Here is a 17522-nt window from a genome sequence, read left to right as displayed (position 1 = left end):
TTGAGGTGAGAGACGTTCCATGAAGTTCTTATCCCAGAGTAACGGGTGTCCCGGTTGGGACGGAGAAATGGCCCGGCGCATCCGGGCCTACGATTGGCGTCGCACCGAGCTGGGTGCGATCGAACACTGGTCCGCCAGCCTGCGCAGCGCGGTCCAGCTGATGCTCGCTTCGCCATTGCCGATGGTCATGTTGTGGGGCCGCCAAGGCTTCATGATTTATAACGACGCCTATGCCGAATTCGCTGGCGGCCGCCATCCCTACCTGCTGGGGAGCGCGGTGGAGCTGGGGTGGCCGGAAGTCGCCGAATTCAACCGCCACGTGCTGGACGTGTGTCTGGCTGGCGGCACCTTGTCCTACCGCAACAAGGAACTGGTGCTGCTGCGTGACGGCAAGCCTGAAGACGTCTGGATGGACCTCTACTACAGCCCGGTGCCCGACGATGACCAATCGCCTGCGGGTGTTTTGGCGATCGTGGTAGAAACCACCGAGTTGGTGCTGAGCGAGCGCGCCCGGCAAGAGGCCGAGCGCAGCTATCGAGCGGTCAACGAGCGTATCCAGCTGGCGCTTTCGGCCGGGCCGTTGCTAGGGTCGTTCGTCTGGGATATCGCCACCGACACACTGTCGGGCGACGAGCGTTTCGCCCGTACGTTTGGTTATCCGCCCGAATGCCCGCTTGACGCACTGCCCATCGATATCGCTCGGCAGCGCATCCATCCCGATGACATCGACGACGTCGAACAACGGGTCGACTTGACTGTGCGCACGGGCGCTCCCTACACCGCCGAATACCGCTTGCGCCGCGGCGAAAGCGATTACCTTTGGGTGCTGGCCAGTGGTCGATGCGAGTTCGATGCGTTGGGCAAACCCCTGCGTTTTCCGGGTGTGCTGATCGACATCAACGAGCGCAAGACCGCCGAAGCGTCGCTGCTCAAATTCACCCGCGACCTGGAACAACGCGTCGCCAATGAGGTACAGGCACGGCTGGCGGCAGAGGAGCAGTTGCGCCAATCGCAGAAGCTCGAAGCCATCGGCGGTCTCACCGGAGGCGTGGCCCATGATTTCAACAACCTGCTCCAAGTGATCGCCGGCAACCTGCATTTGCTGGCTCGCCATGAGCCCGACAATCCCAACGTGCAGCGGCGGGTCGGCGCGTCCATTGAAGCCGTGGAGCGGGGCGCCAAGCTGTCGTCGCAGTTATTGGCTTTTGCCCGTCGCCAGCCGTTGTCCCCGGCGGTCTACAATCCCCGGCGCATCTATGAGGGCCTGGGTGAATTGTTGCAGCGGGCGCTGGGCGAAACCATCCACATCGAGGTGTCGTTACCCCCTGAACCGTGGTGCATCCATGTCGATCGCAATCAGTTGGAAAATGCCTTGCTGAACCTGGCGATCAATGCGCGCGACGCCATGGGGGGCGAAGGGGTCATCAGCATGCTGGGGGAGAATATCGCCTTGGACGAATCTTCCTGCGCCGGCAAAGGAGTTGCGGCGGGGGATTACGTGCGACTTTCGGTAGTCGATCGTGGCGCTGGAATGGCCCCCGAAGTCCTGAACCAGGTATTCGAGCCGTTTTTCACCACCAAGACCGACGGCCAAGGCACGGGGCTTGGATTGAGCATGGTGTTCGGGTTCGTCAAGCAGAGCGGCGGGCATATCGAAATTTCCAGCCTCCCGGGGGACGGCACTCAAGTGCATATGTATTTTCCCCGCAGCAACAAACCCGAGACTCCGGAACAGACGCACCCCCGCGAGTTTCAGCCAGGCCTCGAGGAAACGATCCTGGTGGTCGAGGACAACGATGAGGTACGCGGCGCCTCGGTGGAGTTGCTGGAGCAGTTCGGCTATCGGACGCTAACCGCCGCCAACGGCGACGAGGCCATGAAACTGCTGCTCGACGGCGTTTCGGTGGACCTGATCTTTACCGACGTGGTCATGCCCGGCCTGATCAAGAGTTCCGACCTGGCGGCCTGGGCCAAGGTGCAGACCCCGCCGGTGCCGGTATTGTTCACGTCGGGGCACACCCGCGACATCATTTCGCGCAATCATCAGCTGAGCCCCGATACGCACCTGCTGAGCAAACCCTACAACCCGGATGCGTTGGTGCGGATGATCAGTTCGGTGCTGGGCGATTGAGGCCGGGGTTGTAAAAGATGGAACCCAAGCCGCAGTTCTGCCTTCGAATGACCAGGGCCGATCACTCATTCGGCCTTGTCATGAATGAGGTGTCCAATGAGCGATCCTGCAAGTACCCAGCAACAAGGCCAGACGCAAAACCCGTCCTCGCGTAACGATCCGGCCGTCGATCCTCAAGTGTCGGGTAGCCAGCCCGAGAGCCCGGCTGGAGCGCACGAGGCTCATAGTGCTGCCCGTGAGGTCGATCAGAAGAAGCATCATCAGGATAATGACAATACCTATAGCCCGGGTTTCAAGCCGGAGCCGGATCGGGCTGGGCCCGGTGACAAGACTGATGCTGATATTGATACGGCTGATAGCTGATGTCTAGTCCTGAAATAGGTTTACACCTGTTTCAGTCTCAAAACGCCCGATGCACCGCATCGGGCGTTTTGTATTTCAGGGCCAGATGAGGTCGCTTACGGTTATAGATTTCTATCGATTCCTCAACCATGCGCTTGGCTTGGGCAAGGTCTTTGGGACGGTGTAAAAGAAATTCTGTTTTCAGAATCCCATTCACTCGTTCCGCTAGAGCATTTTGGTAGCAGTCGTAGCCATCAGTCATCGAACACATGACGCCATGCTTGGCGTGCAGCTTTTGATAGAGATCAGAGCAGTATTGCGAGCCCCGATCGGAGTGATGTACCAGCGGCTGATTGGTTCTTCGGTGTCGAAGAGCTTTTCTCATCGCCAGGATGACTGACTCGGTATGCAGGCTTTCATGCACATGATGGCCGACTATTTTGCGCGAGAACGCATCAGTGATCAGACTTACGTAAGCGACGCTTTGCTCGGTCGGTAAATAGGTTATATCCGCCACCCAGACCTGTTCCGGGCCGGTGGCAGTGACCTGGTCAGGGCCGGGCTTGAGCCGATTTGGATGTCGATGGAAGCGATGATGACTGTCGGTCGTCTTGTGATAAGCGCGTTTGCGTGGGACCAGTTGTCGATGATCCCGCAAAATATCGAACAACCGATCTCGGCCTACCGTTTGCGTCAGTTCAGGTTCGGATTTCATAAGGCCATGCAGCTTGCGGGTGCCCAACCGGGGCATTTCAAGGCGTGTCTCCAGCACAAACCCCAGCACCTTTTGCGCGTGGCTAGCTCGCGCGTCGTAAGCTCGATTGCGCTTGTAATACGCCTGCCGTGAGATGCCCAGAAACTGGCAAGCCCTGGTAACACTCAGGTCTTCTATTTGCCCTTGGCTGAGGACTTGCCGGATCGCTTTTTTACGACAGAAACACCGTAATCGTTCTTCAGCACGTCAACGACAGCTTCAAAAAATTGGGCTTTCTGGTTGGCAAGGGCCAGCTTTTCTTCCAGCTCCTTGATTCGCTGCTCTGGTGTCAGCGGCAAATTTGGCTCGGCCATCGGTCGGTTCCTCTGGGCACGAATGGAGGCGCCTTGGCTCCAGTCCTGCCGTCCATGCTTGCGTAACCACACCAACACAGTCGACCGGCCCTGGATCCCATAACGCCGTTGAGCCTCTTTATAACTCAGTTCGCCCTTTTCAACCTGATCGACGACCGCCAATTTAAAGCTCAGCGTGTAATCACGCTGACTGCGCTTTTTTCCTGAATCCATTGGTTCCTCCTGAGGATAGGTCAGAAGGTGTAAACCTTATTCAGGACGAGACATGATCAACAAAAAAGCCCGACTCGATAGTCGGGCTTTCTCATTTGATATGGCGTTTATTTACTCGGGTGGGCCGCTTGAAGTTTCTTGGCCATCTCCAAGTGATGCTGTAAATCCGGCAGCATCTTCTGGGCAAAGGCTTTCAGCTCAGTACTGCCAGGTTTTTTGTCGTCGGTGACGGTCTCGGCTTCTTTCTTGAACAGGGCAATGGTCTCTTCGTGGGCCATTACCTGGTTGTTGGCGTAGGCCGGATCGAAGGACTCGTCCCGCACGTCGAGAATCTTGGCCTTCGCCTTCTTCATCAGCGTGGTGTCGTCAGGCACTTCGATGTCATGTTTTTGCGCCAGCGCCTTCAACTCTTCGTTGGCTTTGGTGTGGTCGGCAATCATCTTGTTGGCGAACTCCTTGATGTCCGCCGATTGGCTTTTCTGCAGCGCCAGTTTGCTGGTTTCGATTTCCGCAATCCCGCCGGCCGCCGCGTTGTCGACAAAGTCGCTGGACGTCGCGGCCCATGCCATGCCCATGCTGCTACTCAGGGCAACAGCCAGGCCGAGTTGACGCAGGGTAAATCTGTCCATAGGTCAGTCTCCAAACAGGTTATACAGGTGATTCTCGTGGTACTGATCAATGGAGGGGAAAGCGCGGCGGAAGGTTTGATCGGAGCGCGCCGTAGAACGACGAACGGTCACCGCTGGTCGGATTGGCGGTCGACAGAACCCGACCGGCAAGGCCATGCTGCTGACAGGCAGTGCCCCGAAAAGCATTGCCGTCGAACTCACTAAGGAGGTGCTCCATGCCGGTGTCCCATGATCTCTGCCAGGATCTGAAGTGCACAGAAGAAGACATCCTGAGAAAACGCCGCGAGGACGAGAGTCTCGACGCGCTGATCAAGAAATACGCCAGGCTTGATGCCGAGGTGGTAAAGGCCGAAAAACCACCCGCTGTGCTGTCCGATGCCGCTCTGGAGACGCTCAAGAAGGAACGGCTGCAGGTCAAGGACCAGATCGCCGCGCTGATGCAGAATTAGCCGTGACGGCTATCTGCCAAGCGCTTTCGTGGTGAGGGAGCTTGCTCCCGCTGGGCCGCGAGGCGGCCCCACCCGAACTCATCAGCCCAGCGGATCCCAACGCTGCGACCAGTCGCTGCCGGCCTTGACGATTTCGCGCAGCACCTCGAATGCCTGCTGCAACACTGCCGAATCCCTATCCCTGGAATACACCAGATAGGTCGGGTAGTTGAATTCCGGCGCCTTGGGCACTCGCTCCAGGATGCCGCTGTCCAGGTAGCTCTGCACGACCCGAGTGCGGAAATAACCGCTGCCGCCGTTTTCCAGGATGTACTGCAACGCCAGGGGCCCGAGATTGAAAGTCACGGCGGCCTTGGCCTTGTCCGGCAGTGCCGTGTCGTGCTGCCGTCGAAAATCGGTGCTCCAGTCGATGTAGACGTAGGGCTCGGGGCGGGCGGCGAGGCGCACCAGAATCAGCTTTTCTTCCAGCAACTGCTCGACTTGCAGCCTGGGCCAATACTCGGGCTGGTACACCACCGCGGCATCCAGCAATCCCAATTCCAATTGCTGTAACAGTTTCTCGCCGTCGCGGATGTCCATGCGCAGGGCATGGCTGGGGATCTTCTGCCGCAGCTCGCCGGCCCAGGCGAGCATTAACGGGTTGCACAAGCTGACCTCGCCACCAAGATGCAAGACGTTGCGATAGCCCTCGGGCAATGGCAGGTCGCGGCGGGCCGCTTCCCAGGTCTGCACAAGCTGGTTGGCATAGACCACGAAGGCTTCGCCATCGGCGGTCAGTCGAGCGCCGGCGCGGTTGCGCACGAACAACGCGCAGCCGAGTTGGCTTTCGAGCTTCTGTACCCGGGCGGTGATCGCCGTCTGGGTAACATGCAGTTTTTCCGCCGCAGCGGCGAGGCTGCCATGGCGAACGATTTCCAGGAAGGTGCGTGCGAGGTCGATGTCCATGTTCAGGCCGAGGCGGATGGAACGGGCATTGTATGAGTTTCAGGTGAGAAACAAAAAATCCCGCCACAAGGGCGGGATTTGGGTACATCCAGGATTCGAACCGATCTCAGGACGGGAACAGCTCGGACAGTTTCATCGACAGCATCATGTCGCCTTCAACGCGCAGCTTGCCGCCCATGAACGCCTGCATGCCGTCGGTTTCGCCGCTGACGATGTCCTTGAGGGTCTGGCTATCCAGGACCAGCGTGCAGTTGGCGTCCGGATTCTCGCCTTCCTGGATGTCGCAAGTGCCGTCCTTGACGATCAGGGCGTACTGCTTGTCTTCGTCGGTGATGTTGAAACCGAATACCAGGTCCAGGCCGGCAGCGGCGGCTGGGTTGAACTTGGCTTGCATGGCTTTTACGGCGTCGGCTACGGAGGTCATGGTTTCGATCCTTATTCGGGGTAATACAGCAAGGGTCTACAGCAAACCGGACTCAGCGGAAGGTGATGAGGTCCGGGGTCTTCAGCAGTTGCAGGTGGGCATGACTGTTGAAGGAAGCCAGGGCCACCTCGCGACCCCTGAATTTCAGTTGGTTGAGCGAGGTGTTGACGATCTGCCAGTTCAGCTCGAAGGCCTGTCTGGCGGGCATCTGGGTAATCAGGTGGAGCAGGGCAGTGATGGTCCCGCCGGACGTGAACACGGCGATCTTGTGGGTCTTGTCGGCATTGTCGAGGATGCGGTGCAGGCCAGCCTGGACTCGCTCGACGAAACCCAGCCAGCTTTCGAGGCCCGGTGGGTCGTATCGGCCGCTGAGCCAGCGCTCGACGATCAAGGCGAAAATGCGCTGGAATTCTGCGCGGTTCTGCGCGGCGTTGCGCAAGATGTCGAGGGCTTCGGGCTCCTGGGGCAGCATGTCCGGCAGCAGGGCGCGGATCACCGCGTCAGCATCGAATTCGTTGAAGGCGGCGTCGATTTCCAGTTCAGGAACCGGCAGGCCGGCGACAGCCATCTGGCTCATCGCGCCGGTGGCGGTGTCCTGTTGGCGGCGCAGGTCGCCCGAGAGGCAGCGATCGAATACGACACCCAGTTCCGCCAGGTGGCTGCCCAGCACTTGCGCCTGGCGGATGCCATTGGGCGAAAGGACATCGTAGTCATCCGCACCAAAGGAGGCCTGGCCATGTCGAATCAGATAAATGCTGCCCACGTCCGCGTCATCCCGGTACGTTGAAGGTTTGGCGAGGTTATGAGGATGGCGGTGGCCTGTCAATGAAAAAACATACGCTTGTTTGAAATGCTCGTTACAGCCTTATCGTGGCGTGTCCAAGCGAACGTAACCACAGATTTCATGGCTGGCAGCAGGGCAGGCGCATGGGTATGCTGGCAGCGTTACGCGCCTGCGTTCAGTGGCGCATTGCATTTAAGGAGTCGCTGTGGAGTTTTTTGTCGAATACGCCGGTTTCCTGGCCAAGACGGTGACATTGGTGATTGCCATCCTGGTGGTCATGGCCAGTTTCGCTGCGCTGCGCAGCAAGGGGCGGCGCAAGTCGGTGGGGCAGTTGCAGGTCAGCAAGCTCAACGACTTCTATAAAGGACTGCGTGAGCGTCTGGAGCAGACCCTGCTGGACAAGGACCAGCTCAAGGCCCTGCGCAAGAGCGAAGGCAAGGCGGAAAAAGCCGAGAAAAAACAGAAGGACAAACCGGCGGCCAAGTCCCGGGTCTTCGTGCTGGATTTCGACGGTGACATCAAGGCGTCCGCCACCGAAAGCCTGCGCCACGAAATCACGGCGCTGCTGACCCTGGCGACCCCGAAGGACGAAGTGGTCCTGCGCCTGGAAAGCGGTGGCGGCATGGTCCACAGCTACGGCCTGGCCTCGTCGCAACTGGCGCGGATCCGCCAGGCTGGCGTGCCGTTGACGGTGTGCATCGACAAGGTGGCGGCCAGCGGCGGCTACATGATGGCGTGCATCGGCGAGAAGATCATCAGCGCCCCGTTCGCCATTCTCGGCTCCATCGGCGTCGTGGCCCAACTGCCCAACGTCAACCGCTTGCTGAAGAAACACGACATCGATTTCGAAGTGCTGACCGCCGGCGAGTACAAACGCACCTTGACGGTGTTTGGCGAGAATACCGAGAAGGGCCGGGAGAAATTCCAGGAAGACCTGGACATCACGCATGAGCTGTTCAAGAACTTCGTCGCCACTTACCGTCCGCAACTGGCAATCGACGAAGTGGCCACCGGCGAAGTCTGGCTCGGTGTCGCCGCGCTGGAAAAGCGCCTGGTAGACGAGCTCAAGACCAGCGATGAATACCTGGCCGAACGAGCCAAGGGCGCCGAGCTTTATCACCTGCACTATGCCGAGCGAAAAAGCCTGCAGGAGCGCATCGGCATGGCGGCGAGCGGTTCGGTGGATCGAGTGTTGCTCAGTTGGTGGAGCCGTTTGACCCAGCAGCGCTTTTGGTAGTCCGAGGCGGATGACTACCCAAGGTGGGCTGAAGATTAGGTTCTGCTCCCAATTATCCGTCAACAAAAAAGCCCTGAACCGGTCACCCGGTCCAGGGCTTTTTCATGCATCAGGTTTCAGCGACGACGAAACAGCGGCAGCGGCTCGTCAGTGGCGGCCTGGTAAGTCACCGAGAAGTCCTTGAGGCTTTCAAGAGCTTCATACGGGTCTTTATCGGCGCGCAGGGCAAAGGCGTCGAAACCGCAACGGCGCATGTAGAACAACTGGTCGCGCAGCACGTCGCCAATGGCCCGCAGTTCACCCTTGAAACCATAGCGATCACGCAGCAGGCGAGCGTTGGAGTAGCTGCGGCCGTCGGTGAAGGCCGGGAAGTTCAGGGCGATGACTTGGAGCTGGTTGGCGTCATCACCGATTTCTTCCGCTTCCTCGTCGGCGTCCAGCCACACACCCAGGCCGCCGTCGCGGGCCTTGAGGGCGTGGGCGTGATCGCGCCACAGGGCCAGGGGCACGATCAGGTCGTCACAGTTGGAGATGCCATCGAGGGTCGCGTCCTTGGGCAGCAGGTGCCAGGTCTCGTCGATGACTTCGTTGTTCTTAATGATTCGCTGCATAGACGCGTTCCTTGAAGAGGTCGATGCCGATACGTTGATAAGTGTCGATGAAACGCTCGTCTTCGGTACGTTGTTCGATGTAAACGTCGATCAGCTTCTCGATCACGTCCGGCATGTCGTCCTGGGCAAACGACGGGCCGAGGATCTTGCCCAGGCTGGCGTCGCGGCTGCCGCTGCCGCCCAGGGAGACCTGGTAGAATTCCTCGCCTTTCTTGTCCACGCCCAGGATGCCGATGTGGCCGACGTGGTGATGGCCACAGGCGTTCATGCATCCGGAAATGTTCAGGTCCAGCTCGCCGATGTCGAACAGATAGTCCAGGTCGTCGAAACGGCGCTGGATCGATTCGGCGATCGGGATCGACTTCGCGTTGGCCAGCGAGCAGAAGTCCCCGCCCGGGCAGCAGATCATATCGGTCAGCAGGCCGATGTTCGGCGTGGCGAAACCTTGCTCGCGCAGCTCGCCCCACAGGGTGAACAACTGGCTCTGTTCAACGTCCGCCAGGATGATGTTCTGCTCGTGGGAGGTGCGCAGTTGGCCGAAGCTGTAGCGCTCGGCCAGGTCGGCCACGGCGTCCAGTTGCTTGTCAGTGATGTCGCCAGGCGCAACGCCGGTCGGTTTCAGCGACAGGGTCACCGCAACGTAGCCCGGCTTCTTGTGCTTGAGGGTGTTGCGAGTACGCCAGCGGGCGAAACCCGGGTGTTCCTTGTCGAGGGCAGCCAGTTCGCCGTCCTGGTTGTCCAGGGCCTTGTAGGCTGGGTCGACGAAGTGCTTGGCGACACGATGCACTTCGGCTTCGGTCAGGGTGGTCTGGCCGCCACGCAGGTGGACCATCTCGGCCTCGACCTTTTCGGCAAACACTTCAGGCGTCAGGGCCTTGACCAAAATCTTGATCCGCGCCTTGTACTTGTTGTCGCGACGGCCATAACGGTTGTACACCCGCAGGATGGCGTCGAGGTAACTGAGCAAGTCCTGCCACGGCAGGAATTCGTTGATGAACGCGCCGACCACCGGCGTACGGCCCAGGCCGCCGCCCACCAGCACACGGAAGCCCAGCTCGCCGGCGGTGTTGTAGACCGCTTCCAGGCCGATGTCATGGACTTCGATGGCCGCGCGGTCCGAGCTCGAGCCGTTGATGGCGATCTTGAACTTACGCGGCAGATAGGCAAATTCCGGGTGGAACGTCGTCCATTGGCGAACGATTTCGCACCATGGGCGTGGGTCGATCAGCTCATCGGCCGCGACGCCGGCAAACTGGTCGGTGGTGACGTTGCGCAGGCAGTTGCCGCTGGTCTGGATCGCGTGCATCTGCACGGTCGCCAGTTCGGCGAGGATCTCAGGCACATCTTCCAGGGCCGGCCAGTTGTACTGGACGTTCTGCCGGGTACTGATGTGGGCGTAGCCCTTGTCATAGTCGCGGGCAATCTGGGCCAGCTTGCGCACCTGGCGCGAGGTCAGTTGGCCATAAGGCACGGCCACGCGCAGCATCGGCGCGAAGCGCTGGATATACAGGCCATTCTGCAAGCGCAGAGGGCGGAATTCTTCTTCGCTCAGCTCGCCTGCCAGATAGCGTCGGGTCTGATCACGGAACTGCTTGACGCGGTCCTCGATGATCCGCTGATCGTACTCGTCATATACGTACATATAAGTCTCGGTCTCAGGCTTGGGCCGATCAGAAACAGCTGCATGTTGGCTCGCTGGAATCGGGTTCTGCCTCGGCAATTCTGCGCGCACGGCCGCGCACTCCTACGGGAGCCGGTGCAAGATACCTGTTTTGGGTTATGCGCAAAAGTGATGTTTGAGTATATGTAAAGAACCAAATCGACTAATGAGATTGATTATTGCCTAACCCACATTTGTCGTGCGGGCAATCATCGTCTTAACTGTGGACGAGTCCCTATGCAATCACCTACAAAACCGACAAGAGGCGATGCAATGAGCAATCCGACCAAAGCAAGGAAAAGCGACAGCACTGTTGATGCCTGGGCCATTCTGTTCCTGATTATCCTGGTGGTGGGCACCGCAGTGTTCTGGGTCAGTCATCAATAATTTGTCGTCAACGCAATAGCCAATGTGGGAGCGAGCTTGCTCGCGATAGCGGTGTATCAGTCGCATCATGCCTAACTGAACAATCGCTATCGCGAGCAAGCTCGCCCCCACAGGATTATGTGTGGCGTTGAAGAGCTACAACCCCGCCAGATGCACCACCAGCTTGACGATGCCAAACAGCGTCAACGCGAAGATCACCGTGAACACGATCCCCAATATCACGAAGTGACTCGGCTTGCCGTGGGTGAAATCCCGAGCGCGGTTCTTGCCGCTCTGCACACCGAACGCGGCGGCGAGCACGCTGTGCATCATCTGCAACAGCGTTGGCGGTTTGTTGTCGACTGGATCGTCCATAAATCCCTCATTAAAAGTCGTTCCCCTCCCAGCATAGTCAATCTGCGCCTTCGTGGAGGGTTCGGCCATGCTTGGGGATTCGTTACGATGTTTTCCGACGGCCTATAACTATCTACCCCCGATGCGGCTCGCCGAACGGGTCTGCTGTCGCTTCATTCAAAGGAGCGATGTATGCCACCAAATTCCCCACACTACCCGAAGAAAAAACCTTATTGACCCATGGACGCCTGCGTTCGCTGAACCTCAGCACCAACGGATTGAGAGCATTCGATCCACCGGACTTTGGTCGGATCGAATCGCTGGATCTCAGTTATAACGAGTTATCAGACTGGCCCCGCCATCTGCTGGATGCGCAAGACCTGAGGGTGCTGAACGTGAGCGGTAACGAGTTCATGGACCTTCCGCCAGACTTGCTCGATGGCAGTCATGAAACACTCGTGGCCGGAATGGACCTGAGTGATAACGAAGACCTGTCGCTTCCCTCTTCTGAACGAACTGGAGGACCGTCGCGACGATGGTGATATCGAGGCGGACGAGTACAGTCGGCAATTGAATGCCAAGAGCAAGGAAATCGACGACCTTGAAAGGCAGGCGTTGGTCGAACTGACGCGAAAAGAGATGAGCGTCTTGGAGGGCGTCGCCGATGAAACGGAGCCACCCCGTAGCCTCTCGCCTCAGCCCGGACCCTCACGCCGTAACTGATCCATTGTCACGTATACAAACGCCGACCCGTCGACAGCCTGCGCTGTCGACGGGGCCGTCTGCGGACGTTAATCGCGCATTCTTGGCCTTGCGAGCGCTTCTAGCTACTGTCAGATCTGACAGTGGCCGTGCCGTTGTAATGGGATCAGTCTCATGGTTCCTTCCTCATAAGGGAATACGCCATGAACGCTGCAGCTTCATCATCTATGGCCGGGCGCTTCCGTTTGGCAGCGCTGACGTTGGCAATTGCCCTGCCTGCGCTCGTCAACGCCGCGACCGATACCCCTGAAGGTTCGCCACAAGCAACGTCTGCAAGTGTGTACGCCGATGCGATCGGCAGTTCACGCTTCAAGCGCTCCAAGATCAGGGTTGAGCAGGGCTATACGGTAGAAAGCGGTAATTTGTACACCCGCGATCGCGACACCGGCTCGCTGGTGGTGGTCAGGTCGCCTGACGGTGCGATCACCGCTATAGTCGATGAGCCTGGCAAGCGTGGTTTGTTGGTGGTCGATGCGCAGGGGAAAAGTACTTTTACCCAAGAGCCGCCCTACGATTATATGACTCCCGATACCGTTGAGATGTCTGAGACTTCAGTGCCTGCGGTGGACAATTCAAAAGCTGGTGAACCGCGCTATATCGATATGCTGGTGGCTTACACCGCCTATGCCTTGGGTCGATTGAATACAGACCCTATCGCCTTTGCTCTGGCACAACTGGAGTCAGCCAATCTCGGCCTCAGGAATTCACGGGTTGAGAATCTTTCCTTGCGACTCGCCGCAGTTAATGTTTTTGACGTGGCCCACGATACTTCGTCGCAAGGGCTGCGCGCTTGGCAGGATATGCTGGCGCCTTACAGAGCCCTCTATAGCACTGACGTCAGTGCAGCTTACTCAGTGGCAGCAGGTGCGGGTGGAAGAGCTTATGCGCCTGGTTATACGAGTGTTAACAACTGGGCACAACCAGCCGCTTTTCGACATGAGGTTGGGCACAATGCTGGTGGCATACACTGCAACGACAACCCAAGCAAATATAATTTTGGCTATAACAATGGAAAATCCTCCACTTACCTTTGCGGTAACAATGCTCCTTATTATTCGACGCCTGCTATCAACGACGCGCATGGGTTGCCAGTGGGCAATGCGCAAACCGCCGATATGGCTCGTGTATGGCGAGAAAATACGGCACGCTTGACGGGCTATAACCCAGAACTGGCAGGGCTGCGCATGTTGGTGGTCAGTGGAAATGAAGATCAAGTGGCGACTTATATTCGAGTTCCTGGGATTGAGCGGCTTTACAGAGGGGGAGTCGTCGCCCTGTCCCAAAGTGTGGGGCCTATTGAGCTGGCGCCAGGTACAGATGAAAAGTTCACGATGTTGAATGCGAAGTTGCTCAATGCAGCGGGTAGCGAGGTGCTGGTCAAGTTACGGGGTGCTCGCGTCGAAGAGGCACAACTCGGCTGGAGGGAACATATGAACAGTAATCGTTTCCTCGGTCTGCTCAGCTCTCCACTCGGGCTTGAGATACAGTACGATGCTCGAGATAACGAGGCGCTTCCGGTGGGGTATTACAATGGTTTATTGAAGTTGGAGGCTCGCAGAATAGATTCTGACTGGACGCAACCTATCAATGCTATTGTTTCTGTGCGCAAGAAATAGTCGGCAGGGTTTTCAAGGTTCGAAAGGCTTTTAATTATATAAAAGCCTTTAAAGAAAATTGCGATCTTCGGCAGCTCTATAGGACGGTAAATCCAAGGCGCCGCCGAAGGCCGCAATCAATTTAGTCTGAAAAGACCTTACATCAGTTGTCATAGCCCAGGTTAGGCGCCAACCAACGTTCAGTCACGCTCAAATCCTGACCCTTGCGCGCCGTATAGCTCTGCACCTGATCCTTGTCGATCTTGCCCACGGCGAAGTACTGCGCCTGGGGATGGGCGAAGTACCAGCCGCTGACCGCCGCCGCCGGGAACATCGCGTAGTGCTCGGTAAGGAACACGCCGCTGCGCCCGGCTTTCAGTTCGCTGGCCTCGGGGTCGAGCAGGCGGAACAGGGTGGCTTTCTCGGTGTGATCCGGGCAGGCCGGGTAGCCGGGGGCAGGGCGGATGCCGGTGTATTGCTCCTTGATCAGCGCCTCGTTGTCCAGGCTTTCGTCCTTGGCATAACCCCAATGCTCCTTGCGCACCTGCTGGTGCAGCCATTCGGCGCAGGCTTCGGCCAAGCGGTCGGCGAGGGCCTTGACCATGATCGAGTTGTAGTCGTCGCCGGCTTCTTGATAAGCCTTGGCGACTTCTTCGGCGCCGATGCCGGCGGTAGTAATGAAGCCGCCGACGTAATCGGTGACGCCGCTGTCCTTCGGCGCGACGAAGTCGGCCAGGGAGAAGTTCGGCTTGCCGTCGGTCTTGATGATCTGTTGACGCAGGTGATGCAGGCGCGCCAGTGGCTTGCCGTCGTCGCCGTAGACTTCCAGGTCGTCGTCATGCACCTGGTTGGCCGGCCAGAAGCCGAACACGGCGCGGGCGCGGATGAGCTTTTCGTCGATCAGCTTGCGCAGCATCGCCCGGGCATCGGCGTACAGCGCGGTGGCCGCTTCGCCGACCACTTCATCAGTCAGGATGCGCGGATATTTGCCGGCCAGGTCCCAGGAAATGAAGAACGGCGTCCAGTCGATGTACTCGGCGAGGACGTTCAAGTCGATGTCGTCCAGCACCCGTGCGCCAGTGAAGGTCGGCTTGACCGGCTGGTAGCTGCTCCAGTCGAACTGCGGCTTCTTGGCCACGGCAGCGGGGTAGCTCAGGCGCTCGGTGCGGGCGCTGCGGTTGGAGGTGCGCTCGCGTACGTCGATGTAGTCTTGGCGGGTTTTCTCGACGAACGCCGGCTTGAGTTCCTTGGACAGTAGTTGGGTCGCCACGCCCACGGCGCGGGAAGCGTCGGTGACGTAGATCACTGCGTCATTGCTGTACTTGGGCTCGATCTTCACCGCCGTGTGGGCCTTGGAGGTGGTGGCGCCGCCGATCATCAGTGGCAGGTGGAAATCCTGACGCTGCATCTCGCGCGCCACGTGCACCATTTCATCCAGGGACGGGGTGATCAGGCCGGACAGGCCGATGATGTCGCACTTTTCATCCTTGGCCACTTGGAGGATTTTTTCCGCCGGCACCATCACGCCCAGGTCGACGATGTCATAGCCGTTGCACCCCAGCACGACGCCGACGATGTTCTTGCCGATGTCGTGGACGTCGCCCTTGACCGTCGCCATGAGGATCTTGCCCTTGGCCTCCGGCTTGTCGCCTTTCTCCGCCTCGATGAACGGGATCAGGTGGGCCACGGCCTGCTTCATCACGCGGGCGGACTTGACCACTTGCGGCAGGAACATTTTGCCGGCGCCAAACAGGTCGCCAACGATGTTCATGCCGGCCATCAGCGGGCCTTCGATGACCTCGATCGGCCGGGCGAACGACAACCGCGACTCCTCGGTGTCTTCAACGATGTGGGTGGTGATGCCCTTGACCAGCGCGTGCTCCAGGCGCTTGTTCACTTCCCAGCCGCGCCATTCCTCGGTTTCCGCTTCCTTGACGCTGCCGTCGCCCTTGTACTTGTCGGCGATGGCGAGCAGGGCATCGGTGCCCTCGGGGGTGCGGTTGAGGATCACGTCTTCCACGGCGTCGCGCAGCTCTACCGGGATCTGGTCGTAGATCTCCAGTTGGCCGGCGTTGACGATGCCCATGGTCAGGCCCGCACGGATCGCATACAGCAGGAATACCGAGTGGATCGCCTCACGCACCGGGTTGTTTCCGCGGAACGAGAACGAGACGTTGGACACGCCGCCGGAGGTCAGCGCGTACGGCAGTTCATCCCGGATGTAGGCGCAGGCGTTGATGAAGTCCACTGCATAGTTGTTGTGCTCTTCGATGCCGGTGGCGACGGCGAAGATGTTCGGGTCGAAGATGATGTCTTCCGGCGGGAAGCCGACTTCATTGACCAGGATGTCGTAGGAGCGCTTGCAGATTTCTTTCTTGCGCGCCTCGGTGTCGGCCTGGCCGGCTTCGTCGAAGGCCATCACCACCACGGCGGCGCCGTAGCGCTTGCACAGCTTGGCGTGGTGGATGAACTGCTCGACGCCTTCCTTCATGCTGATGGAGTTGACGATGCCCTTGCCCTGGATGCACTTGAGGCCCGCTTCGATCACTTCCCACTTGGAGGAGTCGATCATGATCGGCACGCGAGAGATGTCCGGTTCGCCGGCAATCAGATTGAGGAAGGTCACCATGGCCTTCTTCGAATCGAGCATGCCCTCGTCCATGTTGATGTCGATCACCTGGGCGCCGGCCTCGACTTGTTGCAGGGCCACTTCCAGGGCTTCGGTGTAGTTGTCCTCGCGGATCAGCCGGGCGAACTTGGCGGAACCGGTGATGTTGGTTCGCTCGCCGACGTTGACGAACAGCGAGTTGCGATCGATGGTGAACGGTTCCAGGCCCGACAGGCGGCACGCCCGGGGAATCTCCGGAATCTGCCGCGGCGCGTAGCCGGCCACGGCCTTGGCGATGGCTTCGATGTGCGCCGGGGTGGTGCCGCAGCAGCCGCCGACGATGTTCAGGAAACCGCTCTGGGCAAACTCTTCGATGACCTTGGCGGTGTCCACCGGCAGTTCGTCGTACTCACCGAATTCGTTGGGCAGGCCGGCGTTCGGGTGTGCCGACACATGGGTGCTGGCCTTGTTCGACAGCTCTTCCAGGTACGGGCGCAGTTCGCTGGCGCCGAGGGCGCAGTTCAGGCCGACCGAGATCGGCTTGGCGTGGGCCACCGAGTTCCAGAACGCCTCGGTGGTCTGGCCGGAGAGGGTGCGGCCGGAGGCGTCGGTGATGGTGCCGGAAATCATGATCGGCAACTCGACGCCCAATTCTTCATAGACGCCTTGCACGGCGAAGATCGCGGCCTTGGCGTTCAGTGTGTCGAAGATGGTCTCGATCAGGATCAGGTCGGCGCCGCCTTCGATCAGCCCTTTGGTGGCTTCGGTGTAGTTTTCCACCAGTTCATCGAAGGTCACGTTGCGGTAGCCTGGGTTGTTCACGTCGGGCGACAGCGAGCAGGTGCGGCTGGTCGGGCCGAGCACACCGGCGACGAAGCGCGGCTTGTCCGGCGTTTCCAGGGTCTTGGCGTCGGCCACTTTGCGGGCCAGGCGCGCGCCTTCCAGGTTCAGCTCAAAGGCCAGGCCCTGCATGCCGTAGTCGGCCTGGGACACTTGGGTGGCGTTGAAGGTGTTGGTTTCCAGGATGTCGGCGCCGGCATCCAGGTAGGCTTTTTCAATCGCACCGATCACGTCGGGGCGGGTGAGCACGAGCAAATCGTTGTTGCCCTTGACGTCGCTCGGCCAGTCGGCAAAGCGCTTGCCGCGGTAGTCCTGTTCTTCCAGCTTGTAGCTCTGGATCATCGTGCCCATGCCGCCATCGAGGATCAGGATGCGTTCCTTGAGGGCTTGCTGGAGAAGATAAAGGCGAGCGCTGCGATCAGACATAGGACTACCCGGAAAAAAAGACCATTACGAAGGCCGGGATAATAGCAAACCTGCGCAGGATTTGATCATGTGAGGCTT

General features: G+C 59.1%; 15 protein-coding genes. 6 read left to right on the top strand and 9 right to left on the bottom strand.

Annotation, left to right across the window (positions count from 1 at the left end; all coding sequences use genetic code 11):
* Window positions 1–19: 19 nt before the first annotated feature.
* Window positions 20–2131 (top strand): ATP-binding protein, encoded by a 2112-nt coding sequence (locus tag J3P79_RS16460; protein ID WP_434604226.1) that lies wholly within the window; start codon window positions 20–22, stop codon window positions 2129–2131.
* Window positions 2132–2227: 96 nt separating this feature from the next.
* On the top strand, window positions 2228–2494 hold the full coding sequence (locus J3P79_RS16455; protein WP_434604223.1) for a hypothetical protein: 267 nt from the start codon (window positions 2228–2230) through the stop codon (window positions 2492–2494).
* A 37-nt stretch (window positions 2495–2531) separates the two neighbouring features.
* Here J3P79_RS16455 and J3P79_RS16450 read toward each other — a convergent pair.
* Window positions 2532–3754 (bottom strand): IS3 family transposase gene (locus J3P79_RS16450; RefSeq protein WP_434604220.1). Its coding sequence is split into 2 segments (ribosomal slippage): window positions 2532–3403 and window positions 3403–3754, totalling 1224 coding nucleotides; the frame shifts between segments, so codons are not numbered across the junction.
* Between the two features lie 107 nt (window positions 3755–3861).
* Window positions 3862–4383: a DUF4142 domain-containing protein gene (locus J3P79_RS16445; protein ID WP_434604218.1), complete on the bottom strand. Its 522-nt coding sequence runs from the start codon at window positions 4381–4383 to the stop codon at window positions 3862–3864.
* Between the two features lie 215 nt (window positions 4384–4598).
* On the opposite strand from J3P79_RS16445, the gene J3P79_RS16440 reads away from it, so the two are divergent.
* A complete protein-coding gene (locus tag J3P79_RS16440) occupies window positions 4599–4832 on the top strand; it encodes a YdcH family protein (RefSeq protein WP_434604216.1) in 234 nt (77 codons plus the stop codon).
* An 81-nt stretch (window positions 4833–4913) separates the two neighbouring features.
* Here the strand turns inward: J3P79_RS16440 and J3P79_RS16435 are convergent, their stop codons facing one another.
* The 3 genes from J3P79_RS16435 to J3P79_RS16425 all read right to left on the bottom strand — a co-directional run bounded on the left by J3P79_RS16435 (window position 4914) and on the right by J3P79_RS16425 (window position 6964).
* Entirely contained in the window at window positions 4914–5777 is an 864-nt protein-coding gene (locus J3P79_RS16435; RefSeq protein ID WP_434604214.1) for a LysR family transcriptional regulator, read from the bottom strand.
* A 106-nt stretch (window positions 5778–5883) separates the two neighbouring features.
* On the bottom strand, window positions 5884–6201 hold the full coding sequence (locus tag J3P79_RS16430) for an SCP2 sterol-binding domain-containing protein (protein ID WP_016774477.1): 318 nt from the start codon (window positions 6199–6201) through the stop codon (window positions 5884–5886).
* A 52-nt stretch (window positions 6202–6253) separates the two neighbouring features.
* A complete protein-coding gene (locus J3P79_RS16425; protein ID WP_434604212.1) occupies window positions 6254–6964 on the bottom strand; it encodes a histidine phosphatase family protein in 711 nt (236 codons plus the stop codon).
* A gap of 226 nt (window positions 6965–7190) precedes the next feature.
* Between J3P79_RS16425 and sohB the strand changes: the two genes are divergently transcribed.
* Window positions 7191–8222 carry a protease SohB gene (gene sohB, locus J3P79_RS16420; RefSeq protein ID WP_434604210.1) on the top strand — a complete coding sequence of 344 codons (1032 nt, stop codon included), beginning with the start codon at window positions 7191–7193 and terminating at the stop codon, window positions 8220–8222.
* A 116-nt stretch (window positions 8223–8338) separates the two neighbouring features.
* On the opposite strand, the gene J3P79_RS16415 is transcribed toward sohB, so the two are convergent.
* The 3 genes from J3P79_RS16415 to J3P79_RS16405 all read right to left on the bottom strand — a co-directional run bounded on the left by J3P79_RS16415 (window position 8339) and on the right by J3P79_RS16405 (window position 11234).
* Window positions 8339–8833 (bottom strand): DUF934 domain-containing protein, encoded by a 495-nt coding sequence (locus J3P79_RS16415; protein WP_042728924.1) that lies wholly within the window; start codon window positions 8831–8833, stop codon window positions 8339–8341.
* Entirely contained in the window at window positions 8817–10475 is a 1659-nt protein-coding gene (locus tag J3P79_RS16410; protein ID WP_434604207.1) for a nitrite/sulfite reductase, read from the bottom strand. The genes J3P79_RS16415 and J3P79_RS16410 overlap by 17 nt, the downstream gene beginning before the upstream one ends.
* A gap of 540 nt (window positions 10476–11015) precedes the next feature.
* Window positions 11016–11234 carry a DUF2970 domain-containing protein gene (locus J3P79_RS16405; protein ID WP_207961873.1) on the bottom strand — a complete coding sequence of 73 codons (219 nt, stop codon included), beginning with the start codon at window positions 11232–11234 and terminating at the stop codon, window positions 11016–11018.
* A 167-nt stretch (window positions 11235–11401) separates the two neighbouring features.
* On the opposite strand from J3P79_RS16405, the gene J3P79_RS16400 reads away from it, so the two are divergent.
* Both J3P79_RS16400 and J3P79_RS16395 read left to right on the top strand, forming a co-directional pair.
* Complete coding sequence (locus J3P79_RS16400; RefSeq protein ID WP_434604205.1) at window positions 11402–11755, top strand: hypothetical protein; 354 nt, start codon at window positions 11402–11404, stop codon at window positions 11753–11755.
* 363 nt (window positions 11756–12118) lie between these two features.
* Window positions 12119–13591: a hypothetical protein gene (locus tag J3P79_RS16395; protein WP_434604203.1), complete on the top strand. Its 1473-nt coding sequence runs from the start codon at window positions 12119–12121 to the stop codon at window positions 13589–13591.
* 142 nt (window positions 13592–13733) lie between these two features.
* Here J3P79_RS16395 and metH read toward each other — a convergent pair whose 3' ends face one another.
* Window positions 13734–17444, bottom strand: a complete 3711-nt coding sequence (gene metH, locus J3P79_RS16390) for a methionine synthase (RefSeq protein ID WP_434604201.1) — start codon at window positions 17442–17444, stop codon at window positions 13734–13736.
* Between the last annotated feature and the right edge of the window lie 78 nt (window positions 17445–17522).

It is taken from the genome of Pseudomonas sp. R1-7, assembly GCF_051132105.1.
Classification (GTDB): domain Bacteria; phylum Pseudomonadota; class Gammaproteobacteria; order Pseudomonadales; family Pseudomonadaceae; genus Aquipseudomonas.
Note: the sequence above shows the minus strand (reverse complement) of the source record. Positions and strands in the feature narration are given on the sequence as shown.